Annotated in this window: 12 protein-coding genes and 1 pseudogene; 7 read left to right on the top strand and 6 right to left on the bottom strand. The window is 59.2% G+C overall.

Translation table 11 applies throughout. The features are described 5' to 3' along the window. Positions 1-88 precede the first annotated feature (88 nt). Positions 89-1,120, bottom strand: a pseudogene (locus PMI18_RS32045) (HAMP domain-containing protein); the annotation flags it as partial. Positions 1,121-1,295: 175 nt separating this feature from the next. Between PMI18_RS32045 and PMI18_RS03120 the strand changes: the two are divergent. Continuing rightward, positions 1,296-2,783 carry a helicase HerA-like domain-containing protein gene (locus PMI18_RS03120; protein WP_032835491.1) on the top strand — a complete coding sequence of 496 codons (1,488 nt, stop codon included), beginning with the start codon at positions 1,296-1,298 and terminating at the stop codon, positions 2,781-2,783. A 115-nt stretch (positions 2,784-2,898) separates the two neighbouring features. Here the strand turns inward: PMI18_RS03120 and PMI18_RS03125 are convergent, their stop codons facing one another. After that, on the bottom strand, positions 2,899-3,354 hold the full coding sequence (locus PMI18_RS03125; protein ID WP_007906612.1) for a DUF721 domain-containing protein: 456 nt from the start codon (positions 3,352-3,354) through the stop codon (positions 2,899-2,901). 307 nt (positions 3,355-3,661) lie between these two features. Here PMI18_RS03125 and secA point away from each other — a divergent pair, with 307 nt between their 5' ends. From secA to PMI18_RS03145, 4 genes are all read left to right on the top strand, one after another. Continuing rightward, complete coding sequence (gene secA, locus PMI18_RS03130; protein ID WP_033036881.1) at positions 3,662-6,397, top strand: preprotein translocase subunit SecA; 2,736 nt, start codon at positions 3,662-3,664, stop codon at positions 6,395-6,397. 120 nt (positions 6,398-6,517) lie between these two features. Then, positions 6,518-7,735, top strand: coding sequence for a bifunctional glutamate N-acetyltransferase/amino-acid acetyltransferase ArgJ (gene argJ, locus PMI18_RS03135; RefSeq protein WP_007906608.1), 1,218 nt, complete (start codon positions 6,518-6,520; stop codon positions 7,733-7,735). Positions 7,736-7,911: 176 nt separating this feature from the next. Continuing rightward, entirely contained in the window at positions 7,912-8,544 is a 633-nt protein-coding gene (locus PMI18_RS03140; RefSeq protein ID WP_007906607.1) for a glutathione S-transferase family protein, read from the top strand. After that, the gene (locus tag PMI18_RS03145) at positions 8,541-9,485 is read left to right on the top strand and encodes a Nudix family hydrolase (RefSeq protein WP_007906605.1); all 945 of its coding nucleotides are present in this window, start codon (positions 8,541-8,543) and stop codon (positions 9,483-9,485) included. The genes PMI18_RS03140 and PMI18_RS03145 overlap by 4 nt, the downstream gene beginning before the upstream one ends. A gap of 117 nt (positions 9,486-9,602) precedes the next feature. On the opposite strand, the gene PMI18_RS03150 is transcribed toward PMI18_RS03145, so the two are convergent. The 3 genes from PMI18_RS03150 to PMI18_RS03160 are packed head-to-tail and all read right to left on the bottom strand — an operon-like array spanning position 9,603 to position 13,186. Then, on the bottom strand, positions 9,603-10,184 hold the full coding sequence (locus PMI18_RS03150) for a cob(I)yrinic acid a,c-diamide adenosyltransferase (protein ID WP_007906604.1): 582 nt from the start codon (positions 10,182-10,184) through the stop codon (positions 9,603-9,605). 2 nt (positions 10,185-10,186) lie between these two features. Next, positions 10,187-12,223, bottom strand: coding sequence for a sensor histidine kinase (locus PMI18_RS03155; RefSeq protein ID WP_033036885.1), 2,037 nt, complete (start codon positions 12,221-12,223; stop codon positions 10,187-10,189). A gap of 45 nt (positions 12,224-12,268) precedes the next feature. Then, positions 12,269-13,186 carry a putative 2-dehydropantoate 2-reductase gene (locus PMI18_RS03160; RefSeq protein ID WP_007906602.1) on the bottom strand — a complete coding sequence of 306 codons (918 nt, stop codon included), beginning with the start codon at positions 13,184-13,186 and terminating at the stop codon, positions 12,269-12,271. Positions 13,187-13,326: 140 nt separating this feature from the next. On the opposite strand from PMI18_RS03160, the gene PMI18_RS03165 reads away from it, so the two are divergent. Both PMI18_RS03165 and PMI18_RS03170 read left to right on the top strand, forming a co-directional pair. Beyond that, positions 13,327-13,812 (top strand): YajQ family cyclic di-GMP-binding protein, encoded by a 486-nt coding sequence (locus tag PMI18_RS03165; RefSeq protein WP_007906601.1) that lies wholly within the window; start codon positions 13,327-13,329, stop codon positions 13,810-13,812. A gap of 255 nt (positions 13,813-14,067) precedes the next feature. Continuing rightward, the gene (locus PMI18_RS03170; RefSeq protein ID WP_007906600.1) at positions 14,068-14,910 is read left to right on the top strand and encodes a mechanosensitive ion channel family protein; all 843 of its coding nucleotides are present in this window, start codon (positions 14,068-14,070) and stop codon (positions 14,908-14,910) included. 141 nt (positions 14,911-15,051) lie between these two features. Here the strand turns inward: PMI18_RS03170 and PMI18_RS03175 are convergent. Next, positions 15,052-16,392: OprD family porin (locus PMI18_RS03175; protein ID WP_007906599.1), on the bottom strand; the 1,341-nt coding region annotated here is incomplete at its 5' end.

Genomic DNA, 16,392 nt, shown 5'->3' with positions numbered 1-16,392 from the left:
AGTTCGAGGCGGCCACCACACGCAGGGCCACTTCGTTGACTTGGCCGGTGGCCGAGGACACTTCGCGGATCGACGTATGAACCCGTTCCACGAAACGGTTGAACGCCGTGCCGAGGATGCCGAATTCGTCCTGATTCTGGATGGTCAGGCGCTTGGTCAGGTCGCCTTCACCGTCGGCGATGTCTTCCATGGCGCGGGTCATGACATGCAGTGGCTGGATCAAGATGCGGATCAACATGCCCAGCAGGGCGATGATGATGGCCACGGCAATCACAGTCGCGACGACCGCCGAGGCGCGGAATTCGCTGAGCATCGAGAAGGCTTTGTCTTTATCCACCGACAGACCGATGTACCAATTGACCGAGGACAAGCCTTTGATTGGGGTGAACGTGACGATGCGGGTCTTGCCGTCGACGTCGATTTCACTGAAGTCGCTGCTGATGCGCGGGGTGTTTTTTGGGTACGCCTCGCTCAGGGACTTCATCGCCAGGGATTTGTCGGGGTGAACCAGGATCTTGCCATCGGCGCTGATCAGAAAGGCATAACCCATGCCGTCGAAGTCCAGCGCGTTGAGGCTGTCGGCGATCACCTGCAAGCTCAGGTCGCCACCGACCACACCGATGCTTTGACCGTCCTTGAGCACACTGTTGACGATGGAAATGACCAGTTGGCCGGACGCGAGATCGATGTACGGTTCGGTCAGTGCCGAGCCGCCGGTGCTTTGGGCGCTCTTGTACCAAGGCCGGACGCGAGGGTCATAGCCGTCGGGCATCTTGCTGTCAGGGCGGATGATGAAGGTGCCATCCTTGTTGCCCAGATAGGCGCCCATGAAAGTCGAGGTTACCGCCTTCTGCTCGAGTAGCTTGGAGACGTTGTCGGTGTCGGCGTTCAGTGCGACGTTTTGTGACAGGTTTTCGATCAACAGGCTGCGTCCAGCCAGCCAGGTCTGGATATTGTTGGCCGTTACGCTGCCCATTTCTTGCAGGTAGTTGTCCAGATCGTTGCGTATCGCATTGCGCTGCAAATAGTCGTTGTACAGTGTGAACGAGGCGAAGGCAGCAATAACGATGAGGGCGGCGGCAAGCAGTATTTTATGGCTGAAGCGCAGATTTTTGTTCATGGCCTGGGGTCCGCTAAGGTCTTATTGTTTTTATAAAGACGCGCAAAATGGATAGTGTTGAAAGTAAGCTGATATTTCCGTCCTCTCCTTAGGGAATTACCTACGCTATTTTCAGTCTGGTCTCTCGTTTGTTGTATCGGCCATGAAGGATCAAAGATTAACCATGGGTGACAAAATGCCTGACTCATTGCAACTCGTTATCGGCGCCGATCTCGCGGGCCAGTCCATCGCCCAGGCCATGCGCCTGGCCAACCGTCACGGCCTGATAGCGGGCGCTACCGGGACTGGCAAAACCGTCACCTTGCAGCGCCTGGCCGAAGCCTTCAGCGATGCTGGCGTGGCGGTGTTCGCGGCGGACATCAAAGGTGACCTGTGTGGCCTGGGCGCCGCCGGCAACCCTCAAGGCAAGGTCGCGGAGCGGATCGCCGGGATGCCCTGGCTGAACCATAAGCCTCAGGCGTATCCGGTGACCCTGTGGGACATTAACGGTCAGTCCGGTCATCCACTGCGCACAACCTTGAGCGAAATGGGCCCGTTGCTGCTCGGCAGCCTGCTGGAACTGACCGACAGTCAGCAGTCGGCACTCTATGCCGCGTTCAAGGTGGCCGACCGCGAAGGGTTATTGCTGCTGGATCTCAAAGATTTGAAAGCGCTGCTCAATCACCTGCGCGACAACCCCGAGTTGTTGGGGGATGACGCGGCACTGATGACCACCGGTTCCAGCCAGGCGCTGTTGCGCCGTCTGGCGACGCTGGAACAGCAGGGCGCCGAAGCGTTGTTCGGCGAACCGGCGTTGCAACTGGAAGACATGTTGCAACCGGCCGTGGATGGTCGCGGGCGCATTCACTTGCTCGATGCCAGCCGTCTGGTGCACGAAGCGCCGAAGGTCTATGCGACGTTCCTGCTGTGGTTGCTGGCCGAATTGTTCGAGCAACTGCCGGAACGCGGCGACGCCGAGAAACCACTGTTGGCGCTGTTTTTCGACGAAGCGCACTTGTTGTTCGCCGGTACGCCCAAGGCATTGCAGGAACGTCTGGAGCAAGTGGTGCGGCTGATTCGCTCGAAAGGCGTGGGCGTGTATTTCGTCACCCAATCGCCGGGTGACTTGCCGGATGATGTGCTGGCTCAACTGGGCCTGCGCATTCAGCACGGTTTGCGCGCGTTTACCGCCAAAGAGCAGAAATCCCTGCGTGCGGTGGCCGACGGTTTCAGGCCGAACCCCGCCTTTGACGCTTTGTCGGTGTTGACGGAGTTGGGGATCGGCGAGGCGCTGGTTGGCACCTTGCAGGACAAAGGCACGCCGGGAATGGTCCAGCGTGTATTGGTTGCACCGCCGCAATCGCGGATCGGGCCGTTGACCGAGACCGAACGCACCGTGCTGATCGCCGGTTCGCCGTTCAAGGGGCGTTACGACAAACCGGTCGATCGCGAATCGGCTTATGAAGTGCTGATGGGGCGTAAAGGGCTGGCGCCGGATCCCGAAGCCGCGCCGGGCAAACCCGCACCTGAAGAACCGAGCTTTACCGACAAGGCCGGGGAATTCCTCGGTACGGCGGCAGGCCAGGCGTTGAAATCAGCGATGCGACAGGCGGCGAATCAATTGGGCCGACAGCTGGTGCGTGGGTTGATGGGGTCTTTGCTCGGTGGCAGCAAACGCCGCTGAAAATCTGAATGGACACAATCACCCCCTGTAGGAGCGAGGCTTGCCCGCGAAGCTTTTGGCAGCCTCAAGGGCCTCTTCGCGGGCAAGCCTCGCTCCTACGGGGTATGTGTCAATGTCAGGTTTTGGGTTTGGCGTGAGCCGCCAGCCGTTCGAGGGCCGCCCGCAGGTTCGGGTCGGTAATTCCATCGGCCGTCGCCTGAATGGTCGCCGCCGCATCGGTCGACAAATTTATCGTATGCCCCGCAGCCCCCTGCTGAACGGTAGGTGGTTGAACCTTGAACAGAATTCGCGTCAGGCTGGCGAACTCGTCGAACAGCTGTAACTGCCGTTGCAGACGCTTTTGCTGATAACGCAGGCGGGTGGCCCAGTGACCGTCGGTGACAATCAGCAGCAAACTGCCTTCGCGCCACGACGCTACATGGCAGTGCTCGCGGGCCGCCGGCTGCAACTGGCTTTCCACCAGACGTTGTAAATGACCCAGGCGTTGAGCGTGGCCAAAAATGGCTTTCAGCGGTTTGGCTTCGCGAAGCAGAACGGCGGGTGCTCTGGCCGTGAGAGGGCGAAATGCCATGATCGAACACCTGAAGTAACAGAGCGGCCATGGTAACAGAAAGCACCCGTTGCCCCCGACCCATTGCTTTGCGAGCGCTTTACCCATTAAATCAACGAGTAACTTGTGCCCTCAATGGGTTGAAGTTCAGCAAAAAGCCCTTATTTTAAGTGAGCCCCGTCACAGCGCAGTGCATGCATCGTGGAATAACGCCACTTTCCTCACCATCGTTTCCGGGTAGAATGCTCGTTCGCATGCGGCCATGAGGGCTGCACGGGCGACTCACGGGGCCGCCCTCCATCCCTTTAGTGTGGAAGATCCTGCCGATATGTTTGCGCCTTTGTTAAAGAAACTTTTTGGAAGCAAGAACGAGCGTGAAGTCAAACGCATGCTCAAGACGGTGCAGCTCGTCAATGCCTTCGAAGAGCAAATGGTAGCCCTTTCGGACGATCAATTGCGTGCCAAGACCGACGAGTTCAAGGCCCGCCTCGCCAAAGGGGAAACCCTCGACAAACTGCTGCCAGAAGCCTTTGCGGTCGCCCGCGAAGCCGGTAAGCGCGTCATGGGTATGCGCCACTTCGATGTCCAGCTGATCGGCGGCATGACCTTGCATGAAGGCATGATCGCGGAAATGCGTACCGGTGAAGGCAAGACCCTGGTGGCGACACTGGGCGTTTACCTCAACGCGCTGTCCGGTAGGGGCGTGCACGTTGTGACGGTGAACGACTACCTGGCCCGCCGTGACGCCAACTGGATGCGTCCGCTCTACGAATTCCTCGGCATGACGGTCGGTGTGGTCACCCCATTCCAACCGCCGGAAGAGAAACGTGCCGCTTACGCCGCCGACATCACCTACGGCACCAACAACGAATTCGGTTTCGACTACCTGCGCGACAACATGGCGTTCAGCATGGAAGAAAAATTCCAGCGCGAACTCAATTTTGCCGTGATCGACGAAGTCGACTCCATCCTCATCGACGAAGCCCGTACCCCGCTGATCATTTCCGGTCAGGCCGAGGACAGCTCCAAGCTGTACATCGAGATCAACAAACTGATCCCGCAGCTGGAATTGCACGTTGAAGAGGTCGAAGGCGAAGTTACCAAGGCTGGCCACTACACCGTCGACGAGAAGACCCGTCAGGTCGAACTCAACGAAGCCGGTCACCAGTTCATCGAAGACATGCTGACCCGCGTCGGCCTGCTGGCTGAAGGCGAGAGCCTGTACTCGGCGCATAACCTGGGCCTGCTGACCCACGTTTATGCCGGCCTGCGTGCGCATAAACTGTTCAATCGCAACGTTGAATACATCGTGCAGGACGGTCAGGTCGTGCTGGTCGACGAACACACCGGCCGTACCATGCCGGGTCGCCGTTTGTCCGAAGGCCTGCACCAGGCCATCGAAGCCAAGGAACACCTGAACATCCAGGCCGAGAGCCAGACACTGGCGTCGACCACGTTCCAGAACTACTTCCGTCTGTACAACAAGCTGTCCGGCATGACCGGTACCGCAGACACCGAAGCGTTCGAGTTCCACCAGATCTACGGCCTGCAGGTCATGGTCATTCCGCCGAACAAGCCTTTGGCGCGTAAAGACTACAACGACCTGGTGTTCCTGACCGCCGAAGAGAAATACGCGGCGATCATCAACGACATCAAGGAGTGCATGACTCAGGGTCGTCCGGTGCTGGTGGGTACCGCCACCATCGAAACGTCCGAGCACATGTCCAGCCTGCTCGTGAAGGAAGGCATCGAACACAAGGTTCTGAACGCCAAGTTCCACGAAAAAGAAGCCGAAATCATTGCTCAGGCCGGTCGTCCGGGCGCACTGACCATCGCCACCAACATGGCCGGTCGTGGTACCGACATTCTGTTGGGCGGTAACTGGGAAGTGGAAGTCGCGTCCCTGGAAGATCCAACTCCAGAGCAGATTGCCCAGATCAAGGCCGACTGGCAGAAACGTCACCAGCAAGTGCTGGAGTCGGGCGGCTTGCAGGTGATCGCTTCCGAGCGTCACGAATCGCGCCGTATCGACAACCAGTTGCGCGGTCGTGCCGGTCGTCAGGGCGACGCCGGTTCCAGCCGTTTCTACCTGTCGCTGGAAGACAGCCTGATGCGCATCTTCGCCTCTGACCGGGTGAAGAATTTCATGAAGGCGCTGGGCATGCAGTCCGGCGAGGCGATCGAGCACCGCATGGTGACCAACGCCATCGAGAAAGCTCAGCGCAAGGTTGAAGGCCGTAACTTCGACATCCGTAAACAACTGCTCGAGTTCGACGACGTCAACAACGAACAACGTAAAGTGATCTATCACATGCGTAACAGTTTGTTGGCCGCCGACAACATCGGCGAAACCATCGCCGATTTCCGTCAGGACGTGCTCAACGCCACCGTCAGCGCACACATTCCACCGCAATCGCTGCCAGAGCAGTGGGACGTGGCCGGTCTGGAAGCCGCGTTGCAGAGCGACTTCGGTGTGGCGTTGCCAATCCAGCAGTGGCTGGACGAAGACGATCACCTGTATGAAGAAACCCTGCGCGAGAAGCTGATGAACGAGCTGATCGCCGCGTACAACGAGAAAGAAGACCAGGCCGGTGCCGAAGCACTGCGCACCTTCGAGAAGCAAATCGTTCTGCGTGTACTGGACGACCTGTGGAAAGACCACCTGTCGACCATGGATCACCTGCGTCACGGCATCCACTTGCGTGGTTATGCACAGAAGAACCCGAAGCAGGAATACAAGCGCGAGTCCTTCACCTTGTTCTCCGAGTTGCTGGATTCGATCAAGCGCGACTCGATCCGTGTGCTGTCGCACGTTCAGGTTCGCCGCGAAGATCCGATCGAAGAAGAAGCTCGCCTGCGTCAGGAAGCCGAGGCACTGGCTGCGCGCATGCAGTTCCAGCACGACGAAGCGCCTGGCCTGGAGCAACCGCAAGTGTTGGGTGAAGAGGTCGATGTAGCCCTCGCCACCGCACCGGTACGCAACGAGCAGAAGCTGGGCCGTAACGAGCTGTGCTACTGCGGTTCGGGCAAGAAGTACAAGCATTGCCACGGGCAGATCCAGTAAACCCGTTTCATACGCTGAAATACCCGCGCCGCGACCGGCTTATGCCGTCGCGGCGTTTTGCCATTTAAACCACCGACGCCCTGACGGCGGTGCAGACATCATTTATTAAGGAGCGCATTCATGGCTGTTGGTCTTGGTCCTTTGCCAACGTTGCACCCGGTTGCCGGTTTTGAACTCGGTATCGCCTCGGCCGGTATCAAGCGCCCGGGGCGCAAGGATGTCGTGGTCATGCGCTGTGCCGAAGGTTCCACAGTGGCGGGCGTGTTCACCCTGAATGCCTTTTGCGCCGCTCCCGTGATCCTCGCCAAACAACGCGTGCAAGGCCCGGTACGTTACCTGCTGACCAACACCGGCAATGCCAACGCCGGCACCGGCGAACCAGGCCTGGCAGCGGCCGAGCGCACGTGCGCCAAACTGGCTGAGCTGACTGGCGTCGATGCAAGCCTGGTGCTGCCGTACTCCACCGGTGTGATCGGCGAGCCGCTGCCGGTCGAAAAAATCGAAGGCGCGCTGCAAGCCGCCCTCGACGATCTGTCGGTCAATAACTGGGAAGCCGCCGCCACCGGCATCATGACCACCGACACCCTACCCAAGGGCGCCAGCCGTCAGTTCCAGCATGATGGCGTGACCATCACCGTTACCGGCATCAGCAAAGGCGCGGGCATGATCCGCCCGAACATGGCGACCATGCTCGGTTACATCGCCACCGACGCCAAAGTCTCGCGTGACGTGCTGCAAAACCTGCTGCTGGACGGCGCCAACAAGTCGTTCAACCGCATCACCATCGACGGCGACACTTCGACCAACGACTGCTGCATGCTGATCGCCACCGGTCAGGCAGCACTGCCGGAAATCACTGAAGCCAGCGGTCCGCTGTTCACTTTGCTGAAACAAGCAGTGTTCGAAGTCTGCATGGACGTGGCCCAGGCCATCGTGCGCGACGGCGAAGGCGCGACCAAGTTCGTCACTGTGGAAGTCAACGGCGGCGGCAATCACCAGGAGTGCCTGGACGTCGGTTACACCGTGGCCCACTCGCCGCTGATCAAGACCGCGCTGTTCGCCTCCGACCCGAACTGGGGCCGCATTCTGGCCGCCGTGGGCCGTGCCGGCGTACCGAACCTGGATGTGAGCAAGATCGACGTGTTCCTCGGCGACGTGTGCATCGCCAGCCGTGGCGCTCGCTCCGCCACCTACACCGAAGCCCAGGGCGCGGCAGTGATGCAACAGGAAGAAATCACCATCCGCATCGAGCTGGGTCGCGGCGATTGCAGCGAAACCATCTGGACGACTGACCTGTCCCACGAATACGTGAAGATCAACGCCGAGTACCGTACTTGATCACTCGTTAGACCGAGTCGCTGCAATCGCGAGCAGGCTCGCTCCCACAATAGATCTCCAGTGAATACAACATTTGTGTTCGGCAGGATCAAATGTGGGAGCGAGCCTGCTCGCGATGACGGTCTGCCAGTCGCTGCATAGGCTGGCCTGTTTTCTTCATAAAAAGGCGCCCGAACATGAGCCTCCACCTGATCATCGGCGACAAACTGCATTCCTCCTGGTCCCTGCGCGCCGCACTGGCCCTCGACCTGACCGGCGCGTCCTACACCGAAGAACTGATCAAGCTGAACCAGCCGGACACTCGCGAGCGCGTGCTCAAGCATTCGCCGACCGGGAAAGTCCCGCTGCTGAAAACCGAGCACGGCACCGTCGCCGATTCCCTGGCGATTGCCGAATACCTGGCTGAACAATTCCCCAATGCCGGCCTCTGGCCCAAAGACACTGCCGCCCGTGCCCAGGCGCGTTCGGCGTGCGCGCAGATGCACAGCGGTTTTTTCGCCATGCGCGGCAACATGCCGTTCGACCTGAGCCACGATGCGCCACTGTCGCCGACCCCACCTGAGGTTCAGGCTGAAATCGAGCGCATGCTGGCGTTGTGGGCTGAATGTCGCGCCGCCGCGACTGAAACCGGCCCGTTCCTGTTTGGCGGTGCGACCCTGGCCGATGCGTTTTTTGCACCGATCGCCGTACGCCTGCGCACCTATCAGGTAAAACTGCCCGAGGCCGACGCTGCCTATGTCGAAACCATCTACCAATGGCCAGCCTTCAAGGCCTGGCAGAAGGCGGGTCTGGAGGAAATAGAGCGGTGAAACGAGTCCATGTAGCAGCCGCGGTTATCCGCGATAGCAACGGTAAAATCCTCATTGCCCGCCGTGCCGACACCCAGCATCAGGGCGGTTTGTGGGAGTTCCCCGGTGGCAAGGTCGAGGATGACGAATCCGTCGAGACGGCCCTGGCTCGTGAGCTTCACGAAGAGTTGGGCATTGTGGTCAATACCGCGCGACCGATGATCAAGGTTCGCCACGATTATCCGGACAAGCAGGTGTTGCTGGATGTCTGGGAAGTCTCGGCGTTTACCGGCGAACCCCATGGCGCCGAAGGTCAGCCTTTGGCCTGGGTGACCGCGCGGGAGCTGGTGGATTACGAATTTCCGGCCGCCAACCAGCCGATCGTCGCCGCTGCACGCTTGCCCGGCGACTACCTGATCACCCCGGAGGGTCTGGAAACCCCGGCCTTGCTGCGCGGTATCCAGAAAGCCATCGCTGGCGGCATCAAGCTGATTCAGTTGCGCGCGCCCAACGGTTACGACCCGCAATACCGAGATCTGGCGGTGGATGCGGCGGGGCTGTGTGCCGGCAAGGCGCAGTTGATGATCAAGGGGCCGTTTGAATGGCTGGGGGACTTCCCGTCCGCCGGTTGGCACATCACATCGCAGCAGTTGCGCAAATACGCGGCGGCCGGGCGTCCGCTACCGGCGTCACGCTGGTTGGCAGCGTCTTGCCACAATGCTGAGGAACTGGCACTGGCCGAGCAGATGGGCGTGGACTTCGTGACCCTGTCGCCGGTGCAGCCGACGCAGACTCACCCGGATGCGCTGCCATTGGGTTGGGAGCAGGCTTCGACTTTGATCGAGGGCTTCAGCAAGCCGGTGTTTTTGCTCGGTGGGGTGGGCCCGGCGGAGCGGCAAAAAGCTTGGGAAGCAGGGGCGCAGGGTGTGGCGGGGATTCGGGCGTTTTGGCCTGAGGGTTGATTTTGCGTTGAGGCTACCGGCCTCTTCGCGGGCAAGCCTCGCTCCTACAGGATTTGGCAACAACGCCGTCCTTGTAGGAGCGAGGCTTGCCCGCGAAGGCGTCCTTGAAGACGCCGACTAAACTTGGGGTTTCGCAGCCGCTTGCCACAAAATCTCGGCAATCCCCTGACGCTTGGCAATCAACCTCGCCGCCACAAACAACAAATCCGATAACCGATTGATGTACGCCAGGCCAACCCCGGCCAGCGGCTCGATCGCATTCAACTGCTGACAGCGTCGCTCGGCACTGCGGGCCAGGCAGCGGCATACGTGGGCTTGGGCAATCAGCGCCGAACCGCCGGGCAGAATGAAATTCTCCAGCGGCCCCAACTCTTCATTCCACACATCGATTGCCGCTTCCAGACGCTCGATTTCTGCCGTGTTCAGTGCCTGATACACCGGCATCGCCAGTTCGCCACCCAAGTCGAACAACCGATGCTGGCAGGGCGCCAACACCTCGATCACTTCGTTCAACCCCGGATACGTATCACTTTGCGCCGCCAACCCGGCCAACAGCACACCCACCTGGCTGTTCAGTGTATCGACTTCGCCAATGGCCTCGATGCGCGGATGGTCCTTGGGCACCCGGCGGCCATCGCCGAGCCCGGTTTCGCCTTTGTCGCCAGTGCGGGTGTAAATCTTCGACAAGCGAAAGCCCATGGTTACCTCGACAGCTGATTGAGTTCTTGAGAAACCACCGGAGTGCCCGACAACGGCAGGCGCAAGGTGAAACAGGTGCCTTGGCCCGGCGTCGATTGCACTTCCATCTGGCCTTTGTGGTTGTTAGTGATGATGAAGTACGAGACTGAAAGCCCAAGACCGGTGCCCTGACCGATTTCCTTGGTGGTGAAGAATGGCTCGAACGTGCGTTTGCGCACGTTCTCGCTCATGCCGATGCCGTTGTCCTCGACCTGAATTTCCGCCCATGGCGGATTCAGTTTTGTGCGCAGAATGATCCGCCCCGGTTCGCGGTCGTCCGGGCGCTGGTGAATGGCTTGCGCGGCGTTTTTCAGCAGGTTGAGCAGCACCTGTTCCAGTTCGTTGGCAGTGCCGGGCACCGGGCCCAGTGCCGGATCGAACTGCCGAATGATCGCCTGACCCTTGAAGTCGAAGCCGATGGCCAGGTCGAAGTCGTTGCCGGCAATTTCCACCGCTTGATCAATCAGCGCCGGCAAATCGCAGGGGGCCATCTGCCGGGTACTGCGGCGGCTGAAGCTGAGCATATGCGTCACGATTTTTGCCGCTCGGGCGCCAGCCTGTTGAATGCCATCGAGTAACTGCGGCACTTCGCGAGCCTTCAAGTACTGGTTGACCGTTTCCAGCTCGATGCCCAGCTGCTCGGCCTGTTCGAGGTTCTTCGGCAGATCGGGTGACAGGCGCCGACGAATGTTCTGCACGTTGTGCAGGATCGCGCCCAGCGGATTATTAATCTCGTGAGCCATGCCAGCGGCGAGGCCGCCGACCGAGAGCATTTTTTCCGACTGCACCATCATTTCTTCCAGGGACAGCCGCTGAGTGATGTCGTCGATCCGGATCACCACGCCGCGCCCGGCACCGCCCATCAAAGGGTAGAACGTCAGGGCGTAATGCTTGGGCTCATCGTCCTTGAGCCAGGTAACGCGTTCGATTTTCGCCACCGTGTGCTGCTCGACGGTTTGCCTGAGCTGTGGCAGAAACGGTTTGAGCGGTTCGAAGGCGAGGAAAATTGGCTGGTTCAAGGCTTCGTCGAGACGCGTACCGGACAGGGCGCTGGCTTCCTGATTCCACTGGGTCACGTAGAGCTGCTCGTCGAGGGCGATCAGTGCCGACGGCATGGAGTCGATGATGCTGTTGAGGTAGTTCTGGAAACCGGTGAGTTTCTTTTCGATCTTGCTGCGCACCTGAACTTCCAGCTCAAGCTTGCGGTTGGTGTGACGGGTTTCTTCGGCCAGCCCCTGGGCTTGGTCGTAAGCGGCCTGGGAATCGTCGCGGGCGCGCTTGAGTTGCTGCTCCCGGGCCTCGATGCGCGAGAGCATGGTGTTGAACGCTTCGGCGAGGCTGCCGATTTCATCGTGGTTGCCGCGAGAGGCGCGCAGGGCGTAGTTCTCTTCCCGGGTGACTTGCCGGGACAACTCTTCGAGCTGATGGATCGGTCGGGTAATCAGGCGTTTGATCTGCCGGGCAATCACCAGCCACAACAGCACGCTGAAGATCAGAATCCCCAAACTGGCGGTCAGGGTTCCGGTGTAGAACGCCATCGGCAGTTCGCTGCTGGCCACCAGCAGCAAGTGCCCCGGCGCGGTACCGGGGCGGGGCAGGGTGATCACTTGGTTGCTGCGAAACTCCATGGCTTGCCAGGCGTCGAGGTGCCGGAAATGCTCCGGCAGCTGGAGCTTGTCGCCCTGCTGCAGCTGCGCCAAAAGCACACCTTTACCGTCATAAAGCGCGGCCGCACGCAACGGTGTATAGCTGTTGAGTTCGTTGAGCAGGCGCTCGGCGGTTTGCGGCGACTTAAGGGCTTCGGAGATCAGGCTTGGGTTGGACACCAGTCGGCCGATGGTCTGCAAGGCCTGGGGAGCCATGCTTTCCTGGGAAATGTAATAGGCGGCGCTGATAAAGGTCAGGTTGGCGACCAGCAAAACCGTGGTCAACAGCACCAGCAGGGCGGCCAGCAGTTTCTGGCCGACTGGAAGGTTTTCAAGGCGCTGGCGCAATGGCATCAGGTTCATCGCTGAAAAGGAACAAGTGGCCAGCGTAGCCGCTGCTCAGTCGCTGGGCAATCCAAGGCTGCGCAGATGGGCGATCAGGCGCTGCTGCAATTGATTGAGGTGGGGCAGGTTTATCTGGTGCCGGGAGGCGACTTTGCAGGCATGGCCCAACAGGTAGCTGATTTCTGTGCGGCGCTGATTCGCGACGTCCTGGTACATCGAGGAGAAATTGGCCGCGGTGGCCTTGATCACTCGTTCCACTTCCTCCCGGAGGTTTTCCGCCGCTGCCGGCTGGCCGCAACGCTCAAGCAGTTCGGTGAGCTCGGCGCACAGGGTGGCGACTTCGCAATGATGTTGCTGCAAACCGCCGTTACGGCATTCGTGCAGCACGGTCAGCGGGTTGATCGCACAATTGAGCGCCAGTTTTCGCCACAGCCTTGTGAGGATGTCCGTGCTCCACTCATGGGGAATACCGGCGGCGCTCAAGTCCTCCAGCCAGATCGGCGCCACCGGGTGGCCGGCATCCCCCAGCCAGGTGTAGCCATGACCGGCGAATACAACGCGCCAGTCGCCATCGCGAAACGCGCCTTCGGTGCTGGAGGCGAAGATGCAGCGCGCCTGAGGCACCTGCGCGGCAACCGCGTCCTGACTGCCAAGGCCGTTCTGCAGCAGGATCAGTTCGGCATCGGGTGTCAGCCGGTGTGCGAGCCGGGCCACGGCTGTTACGGCGTCGTAGGCTTTGCAGGCCACCAGCAGACGGCTGATGGGCTCGTTGCTGTCGGGTGTTTCGCCGGGCACCGGATACAGCTGTGCTTCGCCGTGTTCCACCAGCGTCAGCCCGCCAGCCGTCTGATAGGCCTGTAAGCGTGTGGCGTCCCGCACGATCAGCCTGACCGGTACGTCAGCCCTTGCCAGACGCGTGGCCCAAAGGGTGCCGAGGCTGCCGGCGCCGAGAATATGCCAAGGCGTAGACATCAACTTTTTGCTCGGTTTGGCGCTGGCATGTGAGGCTCGCAGTATCGGTTGGAAAAGACCCGTTATAATGAGCCCGATTTTAACCGCAAGCCAAGCGCGCTCCATCGTTATCGAGCGTGCCTTTTTATTGGAGAGATTACATGCCGTCGTTCGACGTGGTATCCGAACTGGACAAACACGAAGTCACCAACGCGGTCGAGAACGCCGTCAAGGAACTCGATCGTCGTTATGACCTGAAAGGCAAAGGCACCTTCGAGTTCAAGGAAAAGGACCTGACCGTCAACCTGACCGCGGAAGCCGATTTCCAGCTCGAAGCGATGATCGAGATTCTCAAGCTGGCCCTGGTCAAGCGCAAGATCGACGTGCAGTGCCTTGAAGTCAAGGATGCCTACGCGTCGGGCAAGTTGATGAAGCAGGAAGCGGTCCTCAAGGAAGGCATCGACAAAGAGCTGGCGAAGAAAATCGTCGCTCACGTCAAAGACGCCAAGCTCAAGGTCCAGGCCGCCATTCAGGGCGAGCAAGTGCGCATCACCGGCAAGAAGCGTGACGATTTGCAGGAAGCGATTGCAGCCCTGCGCGCCAAGACGTTCGACATGCCACTGCAGTTCAACAACTTCCGCGACTGACTTTTCAAGCGGGAACCTGTGGGAGCGGGCTTGTGTGGCGAGGGGCTTGCCCCCGTTGGGTCGCGAAGCGACCCCAAAACCAGCCACCGCGATCTTAGTCTGCAACGCGTTGTCTGGTTAACGACTGCTTCGCAGCCGAACGGGGGCGAGCCCCCTCGCCACAAGCCTGCTCCCACTTGGATTGTGTTTAACCCGGCGGGTCTTTCTGCCGCTCATTTTTTGCGTGCCGGGTAGCCGGAAATCAGGAGAAAGTAGATGGATTTGAATGCTGAAGTGGACAACTTGGTCAAGGCATCCCAAGCCTGGATTCCGATGATCATGGAATACGGCAGCCGCGTACTGCTGGCGGTGATTACCCTGGCCATCGGTTGGTGGCTGATCAACAAGGTGACGCAAAAACTCGGCGGCCTGATCGCGCTGCGTAACGCCGACCTCGCGCTGCAAGGCTTCATCAGCAGCCTGGCGAACATCATCCTCAAGATTCTGCTGGTCGTTAGCGTGGCGTCGATGATCGGTGTGGAAACCACATCCTTCGTCGCAGCGATCGGTGCTGCTGGCCTGGCGATCGGTCTGGCCTTGCAGGGCAGCCTGGCGAACTTCGCCGGGGGCGTGCTGATTCTGTTGTTCCGCCCGTTCCGCATCGGTGACTGGATCGAAGCCCAAGGTGTTGCCGGTACTGTCGACAGCATTCAGATTTTCCACACCGTACTGCGCACCGGCGATAACAAAACCATCATCGTGCCTAACGGTAATCTGTCGAATGGCATCATTACCAACACCAACCGTCAACCGACCCGCAAAGTGGTATTTGATGTCGGTGTGGCTTACGAGGCGGATTTGCAAAAGGCCCGTGAAGTGTTACTGGAGCTGGCCAAGGATCCGCGAGTATTGGCTGATCCGGCACCGGAAGCGGTAATTTCCATGTTGGGTGACAGTTCGATCACTGTTTCCCTGCGTGTGTGGGTGAAGACCGCTGACTACTGGAATGTGATGTTCATGTTTAACGAACAATCGCGCGATCGGTTGAAGACTGCCGGTATTGATATTCCATTTCCGCAGCGGGTTATTCGAGTGATGCAGGAATCGGCAACGGTGTAATGATTGGTCTTCGATACATGTTTGACCTTTCGGTCAGACTTGCTCGCCAGAGTAGATGGCTAAACACAATGCTGTAGCCAATAAAAAAGGCCCATCCGAAGATGGGCCTTTTTTTGATTACCGCGAACAGACTTTCGGCAATTACAGAACCGAAATCGGGTAGTCGACGATCAGACGGAACTCTTTGATATCGCCTTCACCTTCGTCGGCGTTAGCGAAGTGCCACGCTTGACGAATGCGGAAGGAAAGATCTTTTGCCGGGCCAGACTGAACAACGTACTTGGCTTCGAAGTTGGTTTCGTTGTGTTTGCCGTCTGCGCCGTACAGTGGGTTGCCGTCACTGTCGCGGTACGCGCTGTTAGCCGACAGGCCGGTGCCATCGATATCCCAGCCTTTCACGTAACGGGTCATGAAGCTCAGACCAGGAACGCCGTACTCGGCCATTTTCAGGTCGTAGCGAATCTGGGCAGATTTCTCGTTAGGGGCGTTGAAGTCAGAGTACTGGATGGAGTTGGCGAGGAAGATCGAGTCGCCGCCGCGGTTGGTGGAAGCAAGGTCACCACCCACACCGATGTAGTCGAACGGAGTGTCACCGTTGATCTTCTGGAAGGCGACGGTAATGGTGTGTGCTTTCAGGAACGAGAAAGCAGCTGCCAAGGAGTAAGCGGTGTTGCTGATATCACCCGCTTTGGCGTCACCGGTATCTTTGGTGTTGTAGATGTTACCGTCCAGGTTAAGCGACTGATCGCCACCCATCGGGATGGTGTAGTTCAGGTTGGCGTAGTACTGGTTCCAGATGTCTTCCAGTTTGGCGCCGTAGAGCGATGCACTCAGGTTGTCGGTGATGCCGTATTTGCCACCGAAGTAGTCGATGGAGTCGGCTTGTACGCCAGCGTAGGTTGCCCACAGCTCGCCATCACGACCGTTTTTGTCCTGGCTGGTTGCCGAATAGAAATGACCGGCTTCGAGGTCAAGATTTTTGACTTCGCTGCTCTGCAGTTGGAAACCGCTGGCAGTTTGAGGAAGAACGCGGGAACCGCCAATAGCGAACACCGGAGCAGTGCTTGGCTGCATGTCGCCGACTTTCAGCTCGGTTTTGGAGACGCGGAATTTAACGGCCGCACCGGCTTTGCCCTGGCTGTCGTTGACTTCGCGATGACCGCTGGCATTTGGGGTGTCGCTACGGCTCATGTTGCCGGTGCCGCCGGTGCCGTCGCCACCGTCCAGTTTGATTGCCAGGTAACCGAATGCATCAACGCCTACGCCTACGGTACCTTGGGTGTAACCGGAGCTAAAGTTGCCCCAGATGCCCTGTGTCCAGTCTTTCTGATCGGTTGAGCCATCTTTCCTGTCACGGTTGAAGTAATAGTTGCGAAGCAGCAAGTCGAACTTGGCGTCTTCAACAAAACCTTTGGCTTCAGCCTGGTCACTTACGAAAGGTGCGGCCGTAGCCATTTGAGTACTGGCTGGTGCAGCAACTGC

Origin of the sequence: Pseudomonas sp. GM102, from assembly GCF_000282555.1 — a bacterium.
GTDB lineage: Bacteria > Pseudomonadota > Gammaproteobacteria > Pseudomonadales > Pseudomonadaceae > Aquipseudomonas.
The sequence above is the reverse complement of the archived record's forward strand: the minus strand, read 5'-3'. Positions and strand labels throughout refer to the sequence as shown.

What these genes read in the sequence shown, in the direction of transcription:
- PMI18_RS03150 (WP_007906604.1), bottom strand. Translation starts at nt 10,184, where the DNA reads ATGGGCTTTCGCTTGTCGAAGATTTACACCCGCACTGGCGACAAAGGC.
- PMI18_RS03165 (WP_007906601.1), top strand. Translation starts at nt 13,327, where the DNA reads ATGCCGTCGTTCGACGTGGTATCCGAACTGGACAAACACGAAGTCACC.
- PMI18_RS03125 (WP_007906612.1), bottom strand. Translation starts at nt 3,354, where the DNA reads ATGGCATTTCGCCCTCTCACGGCCAGAGCACCCGCCGTTCTGCTTCGC.
- PMI18_RS03155 (WP_033036885.1), bottom strand. Translation starts at nt 12,223, where the DNA reads ATGCCATTGCGCCAGCGCCTTGAAAACCTTCCAGTCGGCCAGAAACTG.
- PMI18_RS03140 (WP_007906607.1), top strand. Translation starts at nt 7,912, where the DNA reads ATGAGCCTCCACCTGATCATCGGCGACAAACTGCATTCCTCCTGGTCC.
- PMI18_RS03170 (WP_007906600.1), top strand. Translation starts at nt 14,068, where the DNA reads ATGGATTTGAATGCTGAAGTGGACAACTTGGTCAAGGCATCCCAAGCC.
- PMI18_RS03160 (WP_007906602.1), bottom strand. Translation starts at nt 13,186, where the DNA reads ATGTCTACGCCTTGGCATATTCTCGGCGCCGGCAGCCTCGGCACCCTT.
- argJ (WP_007906608.1), top strand. Translation starts at nt 6,518, where the DNA reads ATGGCTGTTGGTCTTGGTCCTTTGCCAACGTTGCACCCGGTTGCCGGT.
- secA (WP_033036881.1), top strand. Translation starts at nt 3,662, where the DNA reads ATGTTTGCGCCTTTGTTAAAGAAACTTTTTGGAAGCAAGAACGAGCGT.
- PMI18_RS03120 (WP_032835491.1), top strand. Translation starts at nt 1,296, where the DNA reads ATGCCTGACTCATTGCAACTCGTTATCGGCGCCGATCTCGCGGGCCAG.